Below are 20,403 nucleotides of genomic sequence, written 5' to 3'. Positions count from 1 at the left end.
CGCGGACGGCGCGCGCCTGCCTCGGGGTGGACCTACGCGGTCGGGCGAGTCCGCGCATCGGCGATCAGGGCGGCGGCGCCCACGACGCCGGCAGCGATCGCCGCGATGCCGGCGGCGAGGAGCAGCTCCAGCAGCAGCACGCCGGCCGCGATCTGGAGCAGCTGCCACGTGACGGCAAGGCCGCGCGGCCACGTGCGGCCACGCGCGTAGGCCGCTGCGGCAACCGCGAGCGCTGCACCAGCCGCGAGTGCGAGCGCCGCGATCGACAGAGCGGCGTCGGCAGGAGCGGCGCCGTCGATCGCCCGCGCCACGTAGATCACCGCGGCGACCACCAGCGCGAGGGCCTCGACCGCGATGATCGCCGTGGCGGTCCAGCGCAACGCCGGGACGTGCTCACGCGTTGACTCCATAGGCGACAACGGTAGCGGCTGAGCACTGTGAACCATCGCACAGCAGAAACCCCTTGTCATCTGTTGTTAACAATGAGAAAATCGACACAGTGACCCCGCGATGGCCGCGGCACGACCCCACCACCACCCTCGTGGGCCCTGCCGCGCCTCCGATACCCCCTGGAGGAATCATGGACTGGCGTAACAACGCTGCCTGCCTGGATGTTGACGACCCCGAGCTGTTCTTCCCGGTGGGCAACACCGGACCCGCGCTCGTGCAGATCGAGAAGGCGAAGGCAGTGTGCAACACCTGCCCCGTCCGCGACACCTGCCTCCAGTGGGCCATGGAGCACAATCAGGACTCCGGTGTCTGGGGCGGCCTGTCGGAGGACGAGCGCCGCTCGCTCAAGCGCCGCGCCGCGCGCGCTCGCCGCGCCGCGAAGTAGCGCCCGCTCAGCGCTCGTCGTCGACGCGGGCCTCGAGCCGGACCGACGACCCCACCTCGGTGCGGTGCCAGGCGATCGATCCGGAGAGCTCGTTCTCGACGAGCGTGCGCACGATCTGCGAGCCCAGGCCTGACGGCTCCCCTGCCAGACCCACGCCGTCATCGGCGATCTCGACCGCGAGGCGCCCGCCGTCACGGCTCGAGGTGACGGTGATCGTCCCGAACTCGCGGGACTCGAATCCGTGCTCGACGGCATTGGTGACCAGCTCGGTCACCACGAGCGCCAGCGAGGACGCGTACTGCGCGGGAATCAGGCCGAAGTCCCCCTCGCGCACGATCTTCACCTGCACCCCCGGCGACGCCACATCGGCCGCCATCCGCATCGAGCGCTGAGCCAGGTCGTCGAAGTTCACGAGCTCGTCGAGCGTGCCCGACAGCGTCTCGTGCACCAGAGCGATGGTCGACACGCGGCGCATCGCCTCCGCGAGAGCCTCCTTCGCCTCAGGTGCCTCCACGCGTCGCGACTGGAGCCGCAGCAGCGCTGCCACCGTCTGAAGGTTGTTCTTCACGCGATGGTGGATCTCGCGGATGGTCGCATCCTTCGTGATGAGCTCGCGCTCGCGACGCCGCAGCTCGCTCACGTCACGGCACAGCAGCACCGCTCCGGTGCGCTCGCCGTGGTCCGTCACCGGAATCGCCCTCAGAGACAGGCACGCACTGTTCGCCTCGAGATCCGTGCGCCATGCGGCGCGCCCCATGACCACCATCGCGAGGGTCTCGTCGATGTGGCCCTTGTCGAGCACGATCTCGCTGGTCACCCGCGGGAGCGAGCGGTTCATCAGCGACCCGGTCACTCCCAGGCGGTGGAAGCACGACAGCGCGTTGGGGCTCGCATAGGTGACATGCCCGGCCGCGTCCAGCCGCAGCACGCCGTCGCCCACACGCGGCGCGCCCCGGCGCGGGCCCGTCACGGAGGTCTGCACCGGGAACTCCCCGCGGGTGATCATGCGCAGCAGATCGTCGGCCGCGCCCTTGTAGTTGAGCTCGAGCCGGCTGGACGAGCGCGACACCGCCTGCGACACCTCGCGGGTGAGGACAGCGATCGCCTTGCCGTCCATGACCACCGGCAGAGCGTCCTCGCGCACCGCGTACGTCTCGTCCCACCGGGGCTCGCGCGACGCGACGATCTCCTGGTCGTCGAGCGCCCGCTGGAGGTGCGCGATGCGTCCCGCGGCAGCCATGGTGCCCACGACATCGTCCTGGTGCACGGTGGGGCCCGTGGACGGTCGGCACTGCGCGACCGCGACGAACCCCTCCGGCACCTGCCGCCACATCACCAGGTCCGCGAAGGACAGATCGGCGATGATCTGCCAGTCGGCAGTGAGCAGGGCCAGCCAGTCGGCCTCGGCATCGGTCAGTGGGCCGTATCGCTCGGCCGTCTCTCTCAGTGTCGCCACGGGTCCAGCCTAGGCAGTAATGAGCGCGATACTCTGTGGCGAGCCCCAAGGAGAGCCATGAGAATCACTCACGAGCACGTGTTCGACGCCGCGCCCGACGCCGTCTGCGCGATGCTGGCGAACCGCGAGTTCGCGAGCGCACGCGGGGCAGCCTCGGGCGCACGCCACCCCGAGGTCGACGTCGAGGGCACCGCTGACGAGGGCTTCACCGTAGCGATCCGTCAGGGCATGCCCGCCTCGACGATCCCCGCAGAGTTCCGCTCGTTCGTGGGCTCCGAGATCACCGTGCGCTACACCGAGGTGTGGGAGCCCCCGCAGGGCGAGGACCGCCACGGCACCTTCGCGGTGGAGATCGTGGGCGCGCCGGGGCATGCGGCGGGATCGCTGTCGCTCGTGCCCGAGGGCGCGGGCTCGCGCTTCCTGGTCGACGGCTCGGTGACCGTCAAGGTGCCGCTGTTCGGCGCGATGATCGAGAAGGCTGTGGGTGAGTCCGTGCTCAAGGGCCTGCGCGCCGAGCTCGCCGCCGCGGACGAGTGGCTCGCCCGCGAGGCATGAGGCTTCCCGCGCCCGTCGCCGTCTTCCTGGGCGCCGCCGTGGGCGGCGGTGCCCGCTTGGCGATCGAGGAGCTCGTCCCGAGCACTTCGGGCATCCCCTGGGACATCGCAGCCATCAACGTCGTGGGCTCGTTCGCGCTGGGCCTGCTCGCCGCGCGCCTCGCCGAGCGGGGACCGCAGTGGTGGGCGCCATTGGCGACCACCGGCGTGCTGGGCGGCTTCACGACCTTCTCCGCAGTCGCGGCACTGCACTGGACGGCCGATGCGTCCGTCCCCGTCGCGCTCGCGGCTCTGGTGGGCGTCACCGCGGCCTCCGTGGTGGCGGCGGCGCTGGGGTGGCGCCTGGGCGCTCGGACGCTCGGGCTGCGGTCGATCCCCGCGTCGGACGTGATCGACGAGGACGTGCTGTGACGACGCTGACCTGGATCCTCGCGGCGCTCGCCTGCGGGCTCGGCGCGACCATGCGCTACGGGATCGCCCACCTCGATCCCGAGCCCCGCTTCCCGTGGACCACCGTGGTGTCGAACGCGATCGGCAGCGCGGTGCTGGGCGCGGTGGCGGCGGCGCTCGGCTCAGGAGCGAGCACATCCGTGGGGCTCGTCGTGGGTGCGGGCTTCGCGGGCGGGCTCACCACCTTCTCGACGCTGGCTGTCGACGCGGTGGTGCTCCTCCATGAGCGGCGCACGAGCGCGTTCTGGTGGTACCTCGGTGGCACCCTGACCGTAGGGGTCCTCGCAGCGTTCGCGGGCTTCGCGGTGTGGTCGACCGCCACCGCCTGACGCCGTTCATCACGATTCGATTACGGAAATGGCCGTGGTCGAGGGCCGCCGGTCCACCACGACAGGATGGAACGGCCCTGCAGCGATGACCCGAAGGAGTGCGAGCGCGTGCGACCGTGGAGAACCCGACTGGCCCTGCGCCGGTCCCGCGTGCAATGGGCTCTCCTGTCCGTCGTGCTGCTGGTCGCCACGCTCGCGTCGACGCTGCTCGCCACGCTGTACCTGCTCGCGGTTGCCACCGAGACGTTCGCCGCGCGCGCCGCGCTGACCGATGCGCCCGCGGAGGACCTTCGGGTCGTGGTGCGCGTGGCCCCCGATGCCCCCCTCGACAGCGTCGCCGCGGCGAGCCAGACGTCGATCGACGAGTACTTCGGCCCCGTGCCGTACTCCACGTCGACGCATGCGGAGTCCGCGCTGCTGTCCCTGCCAGGAGATGACGAGGACGGCGACGCCTCGGGCGACATCACCCTCACCTACGTCGCCTCGATGGACGGTGTCGACCAGCAGATCAGGATCACCGAGGGAGCTGAGCCCACGGCTCCGGGCGAGGCACTGGTGCCCTACCAGCTGCTCGAGGCATGGGGCCTCGAGGTGGGCGATCCGCTGACCCTGGCCGGCGTGTTCGGGATCGACGACAACCCACCGCTCACGGTCGCCGGCGCCTTCGTGGCCCTCGAGCCAGGCACCGACTTCTGGCGCTTCGACAGGCTGCAGGGCGCGGGCTACGACCCCGCCACGGCCGTGCCGTTCTCCGGGGGTCGCATCGTCACCGACGGCTACGGTCCGCTGCTGACCGACGCGGCCACCGCCGATCAGTACCGCGTGGCCACGGTCACGTTCGAGTATCTGCCTGACTTCTCCTCGACCTCCGTCGGCCAGGCCTCGGAGCTCGTCGAGCGCACGGAGGCCCTCGAGCGATCGGCGGTCTCCGCAGTGGGCGTCACCGGCAACGACGTGCGCGTCACCTCGCAGCTCGACGCGACGCTGGGTGCTGTCGTGGGCTCGCTCGCCGTGACCCGCTCGAGCGTGCTCGTGACGGGACTGCTGCTGCTGGTGCTGTCGGTCGCGGCGCTCGCGCAGACCGCTCGGCTCATGAGCGAGCGGCGGCACGCGGAGCAGTCGCTCATGGTGGCCCGGGGATCCTCCGGCCGCCAGCTCCTGGGACTTGCTCTCATCGAAGCCGTCGTGGTCTCCGCGATCACGATCGCGGCGTCGCCGCTGCTGGCCTCTGTCGCCTACCGCGCGCTGGCCTCGCGCGACGCGATGGCACGTGCGGGCATGAACCAGGATCCCGGCATCCCTCCGCTGACCTGGGCCGTCACGGGAGTGCTCGGCGTGGTGCTGATCCTGGTGATGGTGGCGCCGCTGCTGCGCCGAGGCGCCAGCTTCATCGAGGCGGAGTCCGCACAGGCGCGACCCCGGCGCGGCGCGGCCTTCCAGCGCGGCGGCCTCGACCTCGCGCTCCTCGTGCTCGCGGGACTCGCGTACTGGCAGCTGCGCTCGTACGAGTCGCCGGTGATCGCTGATGGCGGCGTCGCGAGGCTTGACCCCCTGCTCGCCGCTGGTCCGGCGCTGGCGCTGCTGGCCGGCGCGCTCGTCGCGGTCCGGCTGATCCCGGCCGCGTCCAAGGCGCTCGAGGCCCTCGCGGCGCGCGGCCGCCGAGCCGTGATGCCGCTGGCCGCGTGGGAGGTGGGGCGCCGCTCCGCACGTGCCGTCTCCGCGATCCTGCTGCTGACTCTCGCGATCTCGATCGGGGCCTTCTCGATGGCCTACCTCGCGTCCTGGCGCCAGTCTCAGGACGACCAGGCGCAGTACCACCACCCGGCCGATGCCGTGGTCACCGACGTCCCTGGCACGGCTCTGGCGCAGGCTGCCCAGGTGTCAGGCGAGGACCTGGCCGCGAGCGCGGAGCCGGCCCTGAACCGCTCGAGCGTGATCTCGACGCAGACGGACCTGGGGTTCGGCGACGAGGAGCTCACGGGGCGGCCCACCCAGCTGGTGGCCTCGACCGCGACCGGGCTCGAGGTGTACACCGAGGGCCGCGCCGGCGAGGACGGCGCCGCGGCGATTCCGGCCGCCCTCGAGACCGTGGTTCCCGAGTCCCGCAGCGTCATCGAGCTGCCGGACGCCGCGGACGGGATCGCGATGACGGTCACGCCGTCGACGTCGACCACCGCGCTCACGGACATCCTGGTGTCGCTGCGCGCGGTCGTCACGGACGCCACCGGTGCGGTCGCCACGCTCGATCTGGGCACTCTCGCGGTCGACGGCGAGCCGCAGCAGGTCGAGGCGACGTTCGCGCCGCTCGAGGACCTCGATCACCTCGCCCGCCCGTTCTCGATCACCGGCCTGCAGTCGGTCTGGCTGTCGACCGCAGGCGAGTCGGTGAGCGCGGGTGACATCTCCGCTGAGGGCGCGCTGACGCTGCGGCTGTCCATCGACGAGATCTCAGCACTGACCTTCGACCAGGCGACGCCGGTCGACGGCGTGGACCCGGTGTTCGCGGCGACCGCCGTCGAGGTCGACCTGGGGGCGCCGTGGTACGCGAGCGAGTCGAACGTCAGCGTGACCTCCCTCGAGCCGGATGGGGACCAGCTGCGCGTCGAGATGCTGACGAGCGCCACCGCTCTGCGCTTCCGTCCGGCTGCGCTCGCGCAGACCGCCCAGCCGGTGGCCGAGAGCGTGCCGATCGTGCTCACGCGCTCGCTCGCGACCCGGTTGTCCCTCGAGCCGGGCGAGCAGGTGAGGATCGGCCTCGAGGGCAGCTCCGTCCTGGCCACCGTCGCGGACGTGGTGCCTCTGCTTCCCAGCGAGCGGCCCCGTCAGGAGGCCGTCATCACCGATCTCGACGCGCTCCAGGTCGCCCTCGTGCAGGCCGGCGCCGCGACTGCCGTCCCGGACGCATGGTGGATCGACGTCGCTGACGACGACCTCGACGCCTACGTCGGGACGCTCCCTGCACAGGCCTCCGTGACCACTCAGGTGGGCGAGGCGACGGCCCTCAAGGAGGATCCGCTGAGGGTCGCGACGCAGGCCGCGCTGTGGCTGGTCACGGCGGCCGCGATCGTCCTCGCGGCCGTGGGCTTCGCCGTGCACGCGGTGGTCACCGTGCGGGCGCGACTCGTGGAGTTCGCGCAGCTGCGCGCCGTGGGCCTGGGACAGGGCCAGCTGGTGCGGGTGGTCGCAGTCGAGAGCGTGCTGCTGACGGTGCTGGGCCTGGCATTCGGCCTGGGGCTGGGAGTGGCGCTCGCCTACCTGGTCGCGCCACTGGTGTCCGTGGGAGCGGACGGGCGCCCACCGCTGCCGTCCGTCGTGGTCGAGATCCCCTGGACCACCGTGGGGCTGCTCGCGGTCGAGGCGGTGGTCGTGGTGATGGTCGCGATCATCATCGTCGCCGCGATGATCCGCCGCATCCGGCCGGCCCAGACTCTGCGATCGGGGGAGCAATGAGCACCGTGATCGACACCTCGACCATGGACGTCGACAGTCCACGCGGTGCGCGCTCGGGCCGCGGCGGCGCGGTGCTGGGCGGGCTGGGTCTGCTGGTGCGGCGACGCATGTGGCGCGACCGCGCGCTGCTGGTCGGCTCCGCCGTCGTGATCGCGATCGCGACCCTGATCGCCTACGCAGGCCCGCAGCTGGTGCTCATGACCATCGACGACGGCGCCAAGGATGCGGTGGCGGCGGCCGGCGCCGGCGCGGACATCGACGTCACGGTCCCGGTCGGCAACACCGGCGGCGACAACATCACCACCGTGCGCGGCATGCCGGCCGCAGAGCTGGAGCGCACCGCACAGGAGGTTCCCGCGCGACTGCCAGCGGAGACGGCGGCGCTCGTCGACGGCGTGTCGACCTGGGTGGCCTCCCCCGAGATCGGCCTGTCCTGGGGCGCCTCGGCCGAGGAGGTCGACGCGGCGCTCGACGAGGACCGGGCCATCGACCGCGACAGTCGGCTCGGCGACCAGGTGACGTTCGGCTACGCCGACGCGGCCGTCGTGGAGCTGGTGGACGGCGCACTGCCGGCGGAGGCGACCGGCGAGGGAAGACGAGTCGAGAGCGAGACCGCGGGCATCGGCGTGACGCCTTCGCTGGGCGACAACGGCGAGGCGGTGTTCACCGAGCCGGAGATCATCGAGATCGCCCTGACTCCGCAGGTGGCCGACGTCCTCGAGATCAGCGTGGGCGACGTCCTGATGCTCGAGGACGCGACGGGCGTCCAGGTCGCGCTGCGCGTGACCGGCATCGTCGTGCCCGCCGATCCCGATGCCGACGTCTGGGAGCGGTTCCCTGACGCATTCGCTCCGGCCGTGGTCGACAACCCTGCCCGCCCGCTGTACCGACGCGGCACCGTCCTGGTCTCGGCGCCCACGCTCGACGAGCTGTCCACGCGGCTCGGCACGCCCTTCTCCGGCACGATGGAGCTCGCCGTGACCCCGGAGGCGCTCACGCTCGACAACGCGCGCGTGGTCGCGGCGCAGATGCGGGAGCTCACCCAGCAGGGTGACGTGCTGGGCGACGAGGCGACCGTCACCGCGCAGGTCTCCTCCGACCTGGGCCCGGCGCTCGACGCGTATCCCGCTCGAGCGCGCGCCGCACTCGCTCAGACCTCGGTGGTCGTGGCGGGCGTGATCGCGGTCGCGGCGGTGGTGATCGCTCTCATGGCCCGGCTGCTGCTCAGCCGGCGCGAGGGCGACATCGCGCTCGAGCGCGCACGCGGCGCCTCGGTGCCGTCCGTGGCACTGCGCATGGGCATCGAGTCCGTGATCGTGGCCGTGGTGGGTGTCGCGGCCGGATACGGAGCGGCGACCGCCGCCGTCGGCGCGGTGCCGTGGAGCAACGGACCCGCCTTCGTGGTCGCGCTGGTCGCGATGCTCGCGGCTCCCGCTCTCGGCGCCGCCGTCGCGCGCGCGTCGTGGACAGGGCGCCGCGAGCCCGCGAACCGGCAGGACCGCGCGCGCAAGAGGCGGGCGCGGGCGTCGCGAAGGCTCACGCTCGAGGCCCTCGCCGTGGTACTGGGGATCCTCGCGGTCGTCACCCTGCGCTCACGCGGTGTGCTGCAGACCCAGACCACCGGCATCGACCCCTTCCTCGCTGCCGCGCCCGTGCTCGTGGCGCTGGCGATCGTCGTGGTCGTGGTGCGCCTCTACCCGATTCCCATGGCGCTGATCCAGTGGGGAGCCCGCCGCACCCGCGGCGTCGCTGGCGTGATCACCCTGGCCAAGGCTCGCGAGCGCATCCCCGTGCTCCCGCTCCTGGCGCTCACCCTGGCGATCGCCGTCGCGGTCTCGGGCGGCCTGCTCGTCGGCACCGTGCGCTCGGGCCAGGAGCAGGCATCGTGGGAGCGCGTGGGCGGACAGGTGCGCATCGACGCCGAGCTCGACGAGGCGTCCGTGGATCAGCTCGAAGGAGCGGGCGCGGTGGTCTCTCGCGAGTACACGCGGGAGTTCACGAACACCGCGCTCGGCTCGGAGTACGCCGAGGCCTTCCTGCTGGCTCAGGATGCCGCGTACCCCGACATCGTCGCGGAGGCCGGCCTGGAGGACCCGCAGGAGCTGCGCGACCTGCATGCCACCAGCGCCGAGCGCTCTCCAGGCGACCCGGTGCCGGTCCTGGTGAGCCAGGAGATCGCGGACATCGTGGTGTCTGAGGACCGTTCGGAGATCTACATCGGCCGCACCTGGGTGCCCATCCAGGTCGTGGGCGTCGCCACCGTGACGCCGGACGGCTGGGCCGAGGGCCCGTTCGTGGTCGCGCCGCTCGAGGCGCTCGAGGAGTTCGAGTACGAGACCCCCTGGACCACCAATCTCGCGTTCGTCGGCGGTGACGGAGCCGTGGAGGCCGTCGAGTCCGATCCCACGATCGCGGACCAGGCCGTCACCACTCGCGAGGGCTGGCTGTCCGCCGTTCGCGACTCCGCGCTCATCGGCGGCGTCGAACGACTCATGACGATCGCGGTCGCGACCGTCGGCCTGCTGGCCGCCGCCGCGCTGCTGGTGACCGTCCTGCACGGCGTGCGCACGCGTGGCCGCGCGCTCGCCATGCTGCGCACCCAGGGCATGGGAGCCGGCTACGGCTGGTGGCTCGCGCTCGCGGAGCTCGGTCCGCTCACCGCCGCAGCGGTCGTGGGCGGCGCCGGCGCGGGGCTGGTGATCCTGCTGCTGCTCGGCGGCGCGCTCGGCCTCGAGGTGCTCGCAGGAGGGCTCGCCGCGCCGCCGCTGGTGGCGAGTCCCGTGTTCATCGGCGCCGTCGCCGCCGGCGTGCTCGTGCTGCTGTTCATCGCGGTCACCGCCGAGGTGCTCGCCCACCGTCGCGAACGGCTCAGCGACGTGCTTCGCTATGGAGAGTCCCGATGAGGGAGGAACGATCATGACCCAGACCACAGCCGCCACGTCCCAGGTGGAGTACGGCGCGAACGCGCTCATCGTGTGCGACAACCTGGTGAGGATCTACCAGGTCGAGAACATCGAGGTGCAGGCGCTGCAAGGGCTTGACCTGCTGGTCGACAAGGGCGAGATGATCGCCATCGTCGGCCAGTCGGGATCCGGGAAGTCGACGCTGCTGAACGTCCTGTCCGGCCTCGACGTGCCGACCGCGGGCGCGGCGCGCGTCGCTGGCTGGGACCTGCTGCGCATGAGCCACGCGGACCGCCTCACGTACCGCCGGTCCGTGGTGGGGTTCGTGTGGCAGCAGACGGCCCGCAACCTGCTCCCCTACCTCTCCGCACGCGAGAACGTGATGCTGCCCATGGCATTCGATGGCGTGTCCGGCCGCCGTCGCGGGGAGCGCGCGGACGAGCTGCTCGCGGCGATGGGCATGGCCGACAAGGGCGCTCGCCGCCCCGCGCAGCTGTCCGGCGGCGAGCAGCAGCGGGTAGCGATCGCGGTGGCGCTGGCGAACGAGCCCGAGGTGATCTTCGCGGACGAGCCCACCGGAGAGCTCGACTCGAGCACGGGCGACGACGTGTTCGCGGCCCTGCGCGCGGCCAACCAGGAGCTGGGCGCGACGGTCGTGGTGGTGACGCACGACCACGCCGTGAGCTCCCAGGTGCAGCGCACGGTGGCGATCCGGGACGGCCGCACCGCGACCGAGGTGGTGCGCCGCACGCACGTGGACGACGAGGGCCAGACGCAGACCATCCACGAGGAGTACGCGGTGCTGGATCGCGCTGGGCGCATGCAGCTGCCCAAGGACTACCGCGACGCGCTGGGCCTCAGGGACCGCGTGCGCCTCGAGCTCGAACCAGACCACGTGGGCGTCTGGAACGACACCGCGCCCCACCGGGAGCGGCCCGCCGAAGCGCCGGTCGCCCAGGCGCCCGCGGCGCCTGCCACGCCGCCCCAGCGCGACGTGCCGGCGCAGGACGCGGCGACCGGCGCATCGGACGGGCCGGATCCGTACGCTCCCCCGGCGCCCACACCGCCCCCACGTGCCTCGAAGCTGCCGGAGAACTTCGACATCGACGCCGCCCGCGGCGACGATGCACCGTATCTGCCGCGCACCTCACCGGACCCGCGGACACGCAACGAGGAGGCCCAGGATGACTGACCAGGCCACGCCCATGGTGACCGTCGAGTCGGTGACCCGCACCTTCGGCCACGGATCCGGGAAGGTGATCGCGCTCGAGGACGTCAGCTTCGAGGTGCCTCGCGGGCGCCTGGTCGCACTCGTGGGCCGCTCGGGCTCGGGCAAGACCAGCCTGCTGAACTGCATCGGCGGTCTCGACCGGCCCAGCAGCGGACGGATCGTGGTCGACGATGTCGAGGTGACGACGCTCTCGGAGCGCCGCCGCACGGCCCTGCGTCGCGACACGGTGGCGTTCGTGTTCCAGACCTTCGGCCTGGTCCCCATGCTCTCCGCCGCGGAGAACGTCGGGCTGCCGATGCGCCTGCAGACAGCGAAGACGTCCGTCCGCGAACGGCGCGTGGCCGAGCTGCTGGACCTCGTGGGCCTGTCCAAGCACAAGGACCAACGCCCCGCAGAGCTGTCTGGCGGACAGCAGCAGCGCGTCGCCATCGCGCGAGCCCTCGCCAACGAGCCACGCCTGCTGATCGCCGACGAGCCCACGGGGCAGCTGGACGCCGACACCGGTGCCGCGATCATGGCCCTGCTGCGAGACGTCATCGCGGCCGAGGGAATGACGGCGCTGGTCTCGACCCACGACCAGGGCATGATGGACATCGCGGACGACACCGTGCGCCTCGCGGACGGCCGGCTCGTGTCGGCGGACGACGCCACCTTCGTGGGAACGGGCTCGCGGGCGACGGGCTCGGAGCATCAGGGCAGGGTGATCTGACACCGGGCCCGGAGCGTCACGCTCGGGCGCGTGAGCGTCGGAGCGCAGCCGCGACGAGCGGCCAGCCCACGACCACGGTCAGCACCACGGCCGCTGGGGCGAGAGCTCCGGAGGCGGACACCAGCGCCACCGCTCCCAAGGCGGTGCATCCCGCCAGTCCCGCAGCGCAGACCCAGACGGGGACTCGCAGGGTCGCCGTCCTGCGCGCCCGTCGCTGCCGGATCGCCGCGAGGTTGGCCACGGCGTAGTAGAGCAGGATGCACGCCACCGAGACCAGGATCAGGCTCACTCCCTGCGACCACACAAGCACCACGGCGACCAGGGCGATCACGCCCTCCGCGCGCCACGGCGCTCCGCTCGCGCCCTGGTGCGCCAGGGCCCGAGGGAGGTCGCCCTCGCGAGCCATCGCCATGGCTGTGCGACCTGCGCCAGCCATCACCGCGAGCATCGCGCCGCCGATGCTGAGCGCGGCGGTCGCGGTCACCGCCCACACGGGCAGCCCGGCCGCTCGCGCGAGCTGCTCGATCGGTGCCGCCACGCCTGTGGTCTCGACGGTGCCGCCGCCGGTGGGCGTCGCCGGGACGATCAGGTCCGTGCCCAGGCGATCGAGCGCCCACGCCACGGCGGCGTAGAGCACGAACACGAGCCCCAGGGCGATGAGGATCGCACGGGGGATGGTCCGGCCGGGATCGCGCACCTCCTCCCCCAGCGTGGCGATCCGTGCGTAGCCGGCGAACGCGAAGAACGCGGCGGCGGCGCCCACCAGCAGCGGCGGCAGCGTCACGAGCGCGTCCTGATCCGTGGCCAGCGGTGCCCCGACCACGTCGACGTCACGCAGCACGGACAGCGTCACGACGGCGGCCAGGACGGTGACCACGACGATCGCGATGACGGTGGCGCCGGCCGCCGTCTTGGTGATGCCGCGGGCGTTGAGGGCCCAGCACAGCACGATGGCCGCGGTGGCGGTCACGTGCGCCTGCCCTGGGAGCACATAGGCGCCCAGCACCAGTGCGCCCACGGCCACCGAGACGGTCTTGCCCACGACGAACGCCGCTCCCGCGACGTGCCCGGCCAGCGGATTGAGCTCCGCGCGGCCGTACGCGTAGGCGCCTCCGGCCACGGGATGGCGCGCCGCCAGCTGCGCCGTCGACAGGGCGTTGGCCAGCGCCACTGCTCCCGCGAGCACCACGGCGAGCAGATACCAGCGGCCCGCGGCGAGCACGTCCCCCCACATGTCGGAGAAGACACCGGCGCCCAGCATGGCTCCCACGCCGATGCCGATCGCTCCCAGCAGTCCCACCCTGCGCGTCGAGGTCACGCCGAGAGTCTAGGGCGCGCACGCCGGCAAGGGGGGACACAGCACGAAAGCCCGGGCCATGAGGCCCGGGCTTTCGTGATGCTGGAGTAGCGGGGACAGGATTTGAACCTGCGACCTCCGGGTTATGAGCCCGGCGAGCTACCGAACTGCTCCACCCCGCGTCGGCAGATACCTACATTACCCGACGCGGGGCCAGCCTCCAAATCGCCTACTCGTTCTCGAGGTTCGCGATGCGGCGCTCGGCGGCCACCGCATCCTCGAGCGCGGCCCCGAGGTCCGCCTGCGAGTCGCCGTACGCGGCGAAGTCGCCCTCGGCCAGGGCAGCCTGCCCCTCCTCGATCGCCTGCTGCGCCCGGGTGAGCGCCGACCGCAGATCCGCCTGCGCACCGGCCAGGTCCCCGGCGGGCTCGTCGTCGGAGGTCTGGGTGGGCGTGGGCTCGGGGGTCGCCGTGGGATCAGGGTCCTCGGTGGTGTCCGGAACCTCGGGGTCGACCTCGACGTCCGGCTCGACCACGTCATCGGGCTCACCCGGGAGGTCCGGCGCGGCGCCGGCGCCGAACACCTGGTCGAGAGCGCCTTGCAGCGTGTCCGCGAAGCCCACCTCGTCGCCGAACGACACGAAGACCTTGCGCAGCAGCGGCACCTGGGTGCCCCCGCTGGACTGGACGTAGACGGGCTGGACATAGAGCAGTCCGCCGCCCACCGGCAGGGTCAGGAGGTTGCCGCTGACCACGTCCGTCTCGCCCTGGCGCAGCAGGTTCAGGGTCTCCTGTGCGCTGGGATCCGAGTTGAAGTTGTTCTGCACCTGGCCGGGACCGGGGATGGTGGTGTCTCGAGGCAGCTCGAGCAGGCGCATCGTGCCGTAGCCCGCCGCCTTCTCGCCGGCGGTGGAGCCCGTCTCCGAGTCCACGGCGAGGAAGCCCGTGAGGATGTTGCGGTCGGTGTTGCCGCCAGGGATGTACGAGCTCGTCAGCGAGAACGACGGGTCGTCCTGCCCGGGCATCTGCAGCGTCTGGTAGTACGGCGGCTGCAGGGTGGCGGCGGGGTTGGCGGCGTTCTCGGTGACCGTCGGGTCCTGCGGAAGGTCCCACTCGTCCTGACCGGAGTAGAAGGCCGAGGCATCGGTCACGTGGTAGCTCTGCAGCTGGTGACGCTGGATGTGGAACATGTCCTGGGGATAGCGCAGGTGCGACATCAGGTCGCCGGAGATCTCGGAGATGGGCTCCACGGTGCTGGGGAAGATCTTCTGCCACGTCTGGAGGATCGGGTCCTCCTCGTCCCACGCGTACAGCGTCACCGAGCCGTCGTACGCGTTGACGGTCGCCTTGACCGAGTTCCTGATGTAGTTGAGCGTCACCGGGAACTGACTCGTCTCCGAGCCTGCGAACAGGCCCGTGCCCTGCACGGCCGCCGAGTAGGGGAACGAGCCGCTGGTGGTGTAGCCGTCGACCACCCAGACGACCTCGCCGTCCACGACCGCGGGGTAGGCGGTCTCATCGATCTCGAGGTACGGCGCGACCCGCTGCACGCGCTCGATGGGGTCGCGGTAGTAGAGGATCTGCGACTCCTCGGTCACGCGATCCGAGAAGAAGATCTGCTCCTCGCCGAACTTGATGGCGTACATGAGCTTCTCGAGGAAGGAGCCGATGCTCGGGCCGCCGTCGCCGTCGTAGGTCGTGTTGACCTGGCCGGTGGGCGAGTCGTCGTCCGGGTAGTCGAGCTCCCAGGGCTCCGTGCCGGCGGGGGCGCCCACGATCGAGTAGTCGGGGAGCGTCTGGCCGAAGTAGATGCGGGGCTCGTACTCGCCGAGCTGGCCGGTCGACGGGATGTTGCCCTCCCAGAACGCCGGCTGGCCGTCAGACGTGGTGGCGTTGCCGTATGCGGCGACCACGCCGTATCCGTGGGTGAAGACCGTGTGGTCGTTGACCCAGTTGCGGTTGTCGTCGCTCAGGCCCGCGAGGTCGAGCTCGCGCACCGCGATGACGGTGTCGCTCAGCTCGCCGTCGATCTCGTAGCGATCCACCTGGAGCGTGTCGCCGAAGTTGTAGTACTGCTTGTTCTGCTGCAGCTGCTGGAAGGCCGGCGACACGACGTTCGGGTCGAGCAGACGGATCTGGGTGGTGGTCTCGGCGTCCGCTCGCAGAGCGTTCGCCTCCGCCTCGGTGGCGGCGTCGTAAGGAATGGTCTCGATGCCGTCCAGGCCGAACGCGTACAGCGTCGCGTCGATGTTGCGCTGGATGTACTCGGCCTCGAGCGTCTGGGCGTTGGGCTCGACCTGGAAGCGCTGGACGATGGACGGGTAGATCCCGCCGATCACGAGAGCCGACAGCACCATCAAGGACACGCCCACCGCAGGGATGCGCCAGTCGCCGCGCCAGATGACGGCCAAGAACATGAGGCCCACGAGCACCGCGATGCCCACCAGGATCGCGCGACCAGGGATGATCGCGTTGACGTCCGTGTACGAGGCGCCGAAGAACCGCTCGCCCTGCGAGTTCAGCAGGGAGAAGCGGCCCAGCCAGTAGTTCGCAGCGATCGCGAGCATCACGATGAGTCCGGAGATCGCCAGCTGGATGCGCGCACCGCGCGAGGCGACGAAGCTGCGGCCTCCGCCGATCCCGCCGTACAGCAGGTGCACGAACGCCGCGAGCAGGGTGCACAGGATCGCGATGGTCAGGACGAAGCCCACGATGGCCTGCAGGACGGGAAGCGTGAAGACGTAGTACGACGCGTCGAGGCCGAACTGCGGGTCCTCGACGCCGAAGGGCTCGCGGTTCCACCATGCGAGGAAGTCCGTCCATCGACTGGCCATCGCGAGGCCGGCGACGAGGCCCACGAACGCGGGCAGCGCGACCATCACCAGGCGCTCGAGCGGCCGGATCTGCTCGCGGTACTGGTCGAGCGCGGTGCGCTTGCCCGTCACCGCCGGGCGCACGCGGCGCGCGATCCACAGCGTGAGCCACACCGCACCGGCGGCGACCAGGCCGAAGCCGAAGAACATGCCGAGCCTGGCGAGCCACTGCGTGGAGAACACCTCGGTGTAACCCACCTGGCGGTACCACGAGATCTCCGTCCACACCTGAGCGGACGCCATCACGATCACGAAGATGATCGCGACCGCGATGCCGGCGAGCGCCAGGGGCGAACGGCGGCGGCGCGGAACCTCCACGGGACGGCGCGGAGGGGTGGGTCGGTCGTCGAACGTCACTGGTCTGTCCTTCTGAGGTTGAGGTTCACGTCAAGCGATCTCATGGGGCCTCGCACGTGGCCAGGGCCGACGTGTCGCCGGCCCCGATCGCGGTGATCGCGGCATACGCGTCGTCGAGGGTGTCCACCGAGAATACGTCGAGGCCGTCCGGAACGTTCCCGGCCACCTCGCCGCAGTTCTCGACCGGCGCGAGGAAGCTGCTGGATCCCGCGTCCCGCGCGCCGTACATCTTCATGCGAATGCCGCCGATGGGGCCCACGTCGCCGGCGGCGGAGATGGTGCCGGTGCCGGCGACCTTCGCGCCGCCCAGCTCGTCGATCTCCGTGAGCTGGTCCATGATGCTCAGGGAGAACATCAGCCCCGCACTGGGCCCGCTGACCTCAGCGACGTTCACGGAGACGTCGACGGGCAGGTCGAACTGCGGGTCGATCCAGATTCCCATGATCGCCTCGCCGAAGCCGTCGTCGAGCGTCCCGAAGGTCGCCTCCTGCTGCTCCCCGCCACGCAGGTAGTCGACCGTGATGTCAGCGCCCGGGGACCGGTCGCCGACGGCGTCGGACAGTCCCGTGAAGGTGCCGACCTCGGCGCCGTCCACTCCGGTGATGACATCGCCGGGCTCGAGCACGCCCAGGGCGTCGGAGGTCTCATCGACCTCGGCGACGGTGAGGGTCGCCGGCACGGGCTCGCCCAGCGCTTCCAGCGCGGCCACCGTGGCCGCCTCCTGCGAGGTGATCCACGCCTGCTGGGACTGCTCCTCGAACTCGTCCTCCTGGTCGGGGGTGCCGAACACCTCCTCCTCGGGGGTCACATAGGCCGACGGCGAGGCCCAGTCGCGCAGCACGCGGCCCAAGGTGAAGGGGGTCTCGCTCGTGCGCGCCACCGTCACCGTCGTGAGCCGGAGCTCGCCCGAGGCGGGGAAGGTCGGGGCGCCGCTGATCTCCACCGTCGGCACGCCATCGTCCTGCGCCAGGGTGTCGAACGTGGGGCCGGGCCCTCCCAGCGCGAACGAGGCCGGGAGCACGGACAGCACTGCCACGAGGATCGCGCCACCGAGGCCGCACACCGACATCACGAGAGTGCGGCGGTCCGTCGGCACGAGGTCGTCGGGCGCGGGCTCGCGGTCACCAGCGTCGAGCGCCGTCGCACCGCTGTCCTGGGGGGTGGCGACGGTCGCGCTGCGCTCGGGCGGGAGTGTCACCCGCCCATCATTGCTTATAGCGAACGAAGCGCCCAATCCGCCTCCTCGAACGTTAAGTTGAAGAGCACCGCGCGCCAGGCGCGGTCCCAACCTCCAGGAGACTGCGTGAGCGACGACGAGACCCCGTGGATGCGCCTGCTGCGCGAGCTCTTCGGCGATGACGCGGAGGCGGCGCTCGAGGAGCTCGAGCGCATGGGCATGGACCCCCAGGCGCTCGCTCAGGCGAGCGGGATGCTCGCCAATCCCGCGATGATGGACCACGTGCTGGGACAGATTCGCTCGCTGGTGTCGCAGTCACAGGGCGAGGACGTCAACTGGACTCTGGCGCATGACGTGGCCCGCGGGGTGGCGGCGCAGGGCGGCGACCCGACCGTCTCGAGCGCGACCGCGAGCGCACTCCGCGCGGCCGTCTCCCGAGCGGAGCTGTGGCTCGACGCCGCGACCGACTTCGATCCGTCCGGGCTCGAGCCCCGCGTGTGGAGCCGTGCGGAGTGGGTCGAGGCGACCATGCCCACCTGGCGGGTGCTGGCCGGTCCCGTCGCCACGAGCGTCTCGCAGGCGCTGGGCGGCATCCTGGGCTCCGACGACGCGACGGCGCACCTCGGTGGCGACGCGTCCGGCATCGTCGGCTCGGTGAGCCCCACGGTGACCGGCATGCACGTGGGCCAGGCTGCGGGCGAGATGGCGCGGGAGGCGTTCGGCATCACGGACCTGGGGTTCCCGCTGCTGCCGGAGCCGCGCGTGGTGCTGGTGCCCAGCGCGATCGACGACTTCGCGGCCGGACTGGGCGTGCCCGAGGAGGAGGTGCGCAGCTACATCGCTCTGCGCGAGGCCTCGCACGTGCGACTGTTCACCGCCGCGCCCTGGCTTCCAGGCCACCTGCACAATCTGATCGAGCGCTACGCGGCAGGGATCTCGATCGACACCGAGGCGCTCGACGATGCGGTGCGCGGCGCCGGATTCACGGAGCCCGCGAAGCTCCAGGAGGCGCTCACGCACGGAATCTTCGCGTCGCATCACTCCGACGAGCAGCGGGAGACCCTGCGCTCGATCGAGACGCTGCTCGCGCTCATCGAGGGCTGGGTCCAGGAGGTCACCGTGCGCGCAGCGGCACCGCACCTGCCGAGCATCGGTGCGCTGAGGGAGATGATGCGCCGCCGGCGCGCCTCGGGCGGTCCCGCAGAGGACACGTTCGCGACCCTGCTGGGCCTGGAGCTGCGACCGCGCCGTCTGAGGGACGCTGCGACGCTGTGGGCCGCGCTCACGCAACGCGTGGGCGACGCCGGGCGCGACCGCGTGTGGGCGCACCCGGACGTGCTGCCGCCGGCCGAGGCGCTCGACGATCCCGCCGCCTGGGTCGAGCGGTTCGTGTCCGGCGAGAGCGAGGACGACGTGGATCGGGAGCTCGAGGCGTTGCTGTCCGGCGGCCTCGACGGCGCCGCGGGTGACGAGCCGTCCGACGGTCCTGGCGGCGAGGACGAGAGCGACGACCGCTGAACCACGCACGACACGGCCGCCTCAGGTTGTGCGGAATCGTGACCGCTTCCGTCTAGGCTTGTGCGTGATCGGCCCCTCGTGGCCAACGGAACGCGACGCGCGTCGTCGCGTGTGAGAGAAGGAGAAGGCTATGGCCGACAAGTACCAGGGCGAGTTCTACTGCGTGAAGTGCAAGGACAAGCGCGAGACCGAGGGCGACGTGGTCGTCTCGGAGAACGGCCGTCGCATGGCGAAGGCCACGTGCCCCGTGTGCGGCACCAAGCTGAACCGTATCCTCGGCAAGGCGTAAGTCTCCCTCCACCACGGAGACATCAGAGGCGGGCGGCCCACGGGCCGCCCGCCTCTCGCATGTCCGCAGCCGGCGGTCACGACCCCTTCCGGCTGTGGAGAACCGCATCGGCCCCCTCCAGCGGTGCCACGCTGGCGATCATGAGACTGAGGCCAGCGGCTCCCGTCCTCGCCCGCACCGCGACCGAGGCGCAGGTGGGCATCCACCGGCCCGTGGTGCTGTCCGGGCTGAGCCCGGCCCAGATGCACTTCCTCGGCTCCCTCGAGGGGGGCCGGCTGGTGAGCGCTCGCGAGGAGCGCACGCACGCCACCGTGCTCGCGGCACTCGACGAGGGCGGGATGCTCGCGCCGCGCGGCGCTCCGGCCGCGACCGTGCGCTTCCACAACGCTGGAGCCATCGCCGTCGAGGCCGCCGTGATGCTCGCGCGGCTGGGCTGGAACGTCTCCTTCGCCGATGCGGGCGCCGCGCACGACCGCGGCGGTCGCGAGCCGGTGGCGCCGGGCTCGAGCTTGGGGGCGCACGCCGCGCAGCGGGTCCGGCGTGCCGTCGCTGCCGCCTCGGTGCGCGGGGCGCAGGCGCACGCGGATCTCGACGTCCTCGTGACCGTGGGCGTACCAGCGACGCGCCACCGCACGCTGCTCGCGGCCGACGCCCCACACCTGCTGGTCTGCTGCGACGAGCACGGAGCGACCGTGGGGCCTGTGGTGATCCCCGGCGCGGGGGCGTGCGCCCAGTGCCTGGGCATGCACGCCGCCGACCAGGACGGGCTGTGGCCCAGGATCGCGCTGCAATGCGAGGCTCGGCGACCGCGCACGGACCCGCTGACCGCCGGCATGGCCGGCATGCTGGTCGCCCGCCTGGCCGCGGACTTCGTCGCGGGCGTCGCGACGTCGCGGTGGAGAGTGGACGGGCATGGCGTCGAGCAGCTGCCGGTGCCGGCCGCGCACCCAGGCTGCCGATGCGGCGTCGCCTGACC

Annotated in this window: 16 protein-coding genes and 1 tRNA gene; 11 read left to right on the top strand and 6 right to left on the bottom strand. The window is 71.7% G+C overall.

What is annotated here, in order from left to right:
• Positions 1-32 precede the first annotated feature (32 nt).
• Entirely contained in the window at positions 33-410 is a 378-nt protein-coding gene (locus Dac01nite_RS10685) for a hypothetical protein (protein ID WP_203656802.1), read from the bottom strand.
• Positions 411-580: 170 nt separating this feature from the next.
• On the opposite strand from Dac01nite_RS10685, the gene Dac01nite_RS10680 reads away from it, so the two are divergent.
• Complete coding sequence (locus Dac01nite_RS10680; protein WP_203656800.1) at positions 581-835, top strand: WhiB family transcriptional regulator; 255 nt, start codon at positions 581-583, stop codon at positions 833-835.
• Between the two features lie 7 nt (positions 836-842).
• On the opposite strand, the gene Dac01nite_RS10675 is transcribed toward Dac01nite_RS10680, so the two are convergent.
• Positions 843-2,291 carry a sensor histidine kinase gene (locus Dac01nite_RS10675; RefSeq protein WP_203656798.1) on the bottom strand — a complete coding sequence of 483 codons (1,449 nt, stop codon included), beginning with the start codon at positions 2,289-2,291 and terminating at the stop codon, positions 843-845.
• Between the two features lie 57 nt (positions 2,292-2,348).
• Between Dac01nite_RS10675 and Dac01nite_RS10670 the strand changes: the two genes are divergently transcribed.
• The 7 genes from Dac01nite_RS10670 (at position 2,349) to Dac01nite_RS10640 (ending at position 11,917) form a co-directional block, all read left to right on the top strand.
• A complete protein-coding gene (locus Dac01nite_RS10670) occupies positions 2,349-2,846 on the top strand; it encodes a DUF2505 domain-containing protein (RefSeq protein ID WP_203656796.1) in 498 nt (165 codons plus the stop codon).
• Entirely contained in the window at positions 2,843-3,256 is a 414-nt protein-coding gene (locus Dac01nite_RS10665; RefSeq protein WP_203656794.1) for a fluoride efflux transporter FluC, read from the top strand. The genes Dac01nite_RS10670 and Dac01nite_RS10665 overlap by 4 nt, the downstream gene beginning before the upstream one ends.
• Entirely contained in the window at positions 3,253-3,624 is a 372-nt protein-coding gene (locus Dac01nite_RS10660) for a fluoride efflux transporter FluC (protein WP_203656792.1), read from the top strand. Before Dac01nite_RS10665 ends, Dac01nite_RS10660 begins: the two co-directional genes overlap by 4 nt.
• Before the next feature lie 108 nt (positions 3,625-3,732).
• The gene (locus Dac01nite_RS10655; RefSeq protein WP_203656791.1) at positions 3,733-7,074 is read left to right on the top strand and encodes an FtsX-like permease family protein; all 3,342 of its coding nucleotides are present in this window, start codon (positions 3,733-3,735) and stop codon (positions 7,072-7,074) included.
• Complete coding sequence (locus Dac01nite_RS10650; protein ID WP_203656790.1) at positions 7,071-9,977, top strand: hypothetical protein; 2,907 nt, start codon at positions 7,071-7,073, stop codon at positions 9,975-9,977. The genes Dac01nite_RS10655 and Dac01nite_RS10650 overlap by 4 nt, the downstream gene beginning before the upstream one ends.
• Positions 9,978-9,990: 13 nt before the next feature.
• Complete coding sequence (locus Dac01nite_RS10645) at positions 9,991-11,169, top strand: ATP-binding cassette domain-containing protein (protein ID WP_203656789.1); 1,179 nt, start codon at positions 9,991-9,993, stop codon at positions 11,167-11,169.
• Complete coding sequence (locus tag Dac01nite_RS10640; protein ID WP_203656783.1) at positions 11,162-11,917, top strand: ABC transporter ATP-binding protein; 756 nt, start codon at positions 11,162-11,164, stop codon at positions 11,915-11,917. The genes Dac01nite_RS10645 and Dac01nite_RS10640 overlap by 8 nt, the downstream gene beginning before the upstream one ends.
• A gap of 16 nt (positions 11,918-11,933) precedes the next feature.
• Here Dac01nite_RS10640 and Dac01nite_RS10635 read toward each other — a convergent pair whose 3' ends face one another.
• The 4 genes from Dac01nite_RS10635 to Dac01nite_RS10620 form a co-directional block, all read right to left on the bottom strand.
• Entirely contained in the window at positions 11,934-13,235 is a 1,302-nt protein-coding gene (locus Dac01nite_RS10635) for an APC family permease (RefSeq protein WP_203656781.1), read from the bottom strand.
• Between the two features lie 87 nt (positions 13,236-13,322).
• Positions 13,323-13,396, bottom strand: a tRNA-Met gene (locus Dac01nite_RS10630).
• 47 nt (positions 13,397-13,443) lie between these two features.
• Complete coding sequence (locus Dac01nite_RS10625) at positions 13,444-16,443, bottom strand: UPF0182 family membrane protein (RefSeq protein ID WP_203656779.1); 3,000 nt, start codon at positions 16,441-16,443, stop codon at positions 13,444-13,446.
• A gap of 40 nt (positions 16,444-16,483) precedes the next feature.
• Positions 16,484-17,641 (bottom strand): YlbL family protein, encoded by a 1,158-nt coding sequence (locus Dac01nite_RS10620; protein WP_203656777.1) that lies wholly within the window; start codon positions 17,639-17,641, stop codon positions 16,484-16,486.
• 105 nt (positions 17,642-17,746) lie between these two features.
• Here Dac01nite_RS10620 and Dac01nite_RS10615 point away from each other — a divergent pair, with 105 nt between their 5' ends.
• The 3 genes from Dac01nite_RS10615 (at position 17,747) to Dac01nite_RS10605 (ending at position 20,401) form a co-directional block, all read left to right on the top strand.
• A complete protein-coding gene (locus Dac01nite_RS10615; RefSeq protein WP_203656775.1) occupies positions 17,747-19,138 on the top strand; it encodes a zinc-dependent metalloprotease in 1,392 nt (463 codons plus the stop codon).
• A 130-nt stretch (positions 19,139-19,268) separates the two neighbouring features.
• The gene (locus Dac01nite_RS10610) at positions 19,269-19,427 is read left to right on the top strand and encodes a DUF5679 domain-containing protein (RefSeq protein WP_203656773.1); all 159 of its coding nucleotides are present in this window, start codon (positions 19,269-19,271) and stop codon (positions 19,425-19,427) included.
• Positions 19,428-19,567: 140 nt separating this feature from the next.
• Positions 19,568-20,401 (top strand): hypothetical protein, encoded by an 834-nt coding sequence (locus tag Dac01nite_RS10605; protein WP_203656771.1) that lies wholly within the window; start codon positions 19,568-19,570, stop codon positions 20,399-20,401.
• Positions 20,402-20,403: the final 2 nt, after the last annotated feature.

It is taken from the genome of Demequina activiva (assembly GCF_016862815.1).
GTDB lineage: Bacteria > Actinomycetota > Actinomycetes > Actinomycetales > Demequinaceae > Demequina > Demequina activiva.
This window is presented reverse-complemented; position numbering and strand designations above follow the sequence as displayed.

Coding starts and splice junctions, on each gene's coding strand:
- Dac01nite_RS10645 (WP_203656789.1), top strand. CDS start 9,991: ATGACCCAGACCACAGCCGCCACGTCCCAGGTGGAGTACGGCGCGAAC.
- Dac01nite_RS10680 (WP_203656800.1), top strand. CDS start 581: ATGGACTGGCGTAACAACGCTGCCTGCCTGGATGTTGACGACCCCGAG.
- Dac01nite_RS10685 (WP_203656802.1), bottom strand. CDS start 410: ATGGAGTCAACGCGTGAGCACGTCCCGGCGTTGCGCTGGACCGCCACG.
- Dac01nite_RS10665 (WP_203656794.1), top strand. CDS start 2,843: ATGAGGCTTCCCGCGCCCGTCGCCGTCTTCCTGGGCGCCGCCGTGGGC.
- Dac01nite_RS10650 (WP_203656790.1), top strand. CDS start 7,071: ATGAGCACCGTGATCGACACCTCGACCATGGACGTCGACAGTCCACGC.
- Dac01nite_RS10670 (WP_203656796.1), top strand. CDS start 2,349: ATGAGAATCACTCACGAGCACGTGTTCGACGCCGCGCCCGACGCCGTC.
- Dac01nite_RS10605 (WP_203656771.1), top strand. CDS start 19,568: ATGAGACTGAGGCCAGCGGCTCCCGTCCTCGCCCGCACCGCGACCGAG.
- Dac01nite_RS10640 (WP_203656783.1), top strand. CDS start 11,162: ATGACTGACCAGGCCACGCCCATGGTGACCGTCGAGTCGGTGACCCGC.
- Dac01nite_RS10610 (WP_203656773.1), top strand. CDS start 19,269: ATGGCCGACAAGTACCAGGGCGAGTTCTACTGCGTGAAGTGCAAGGAC.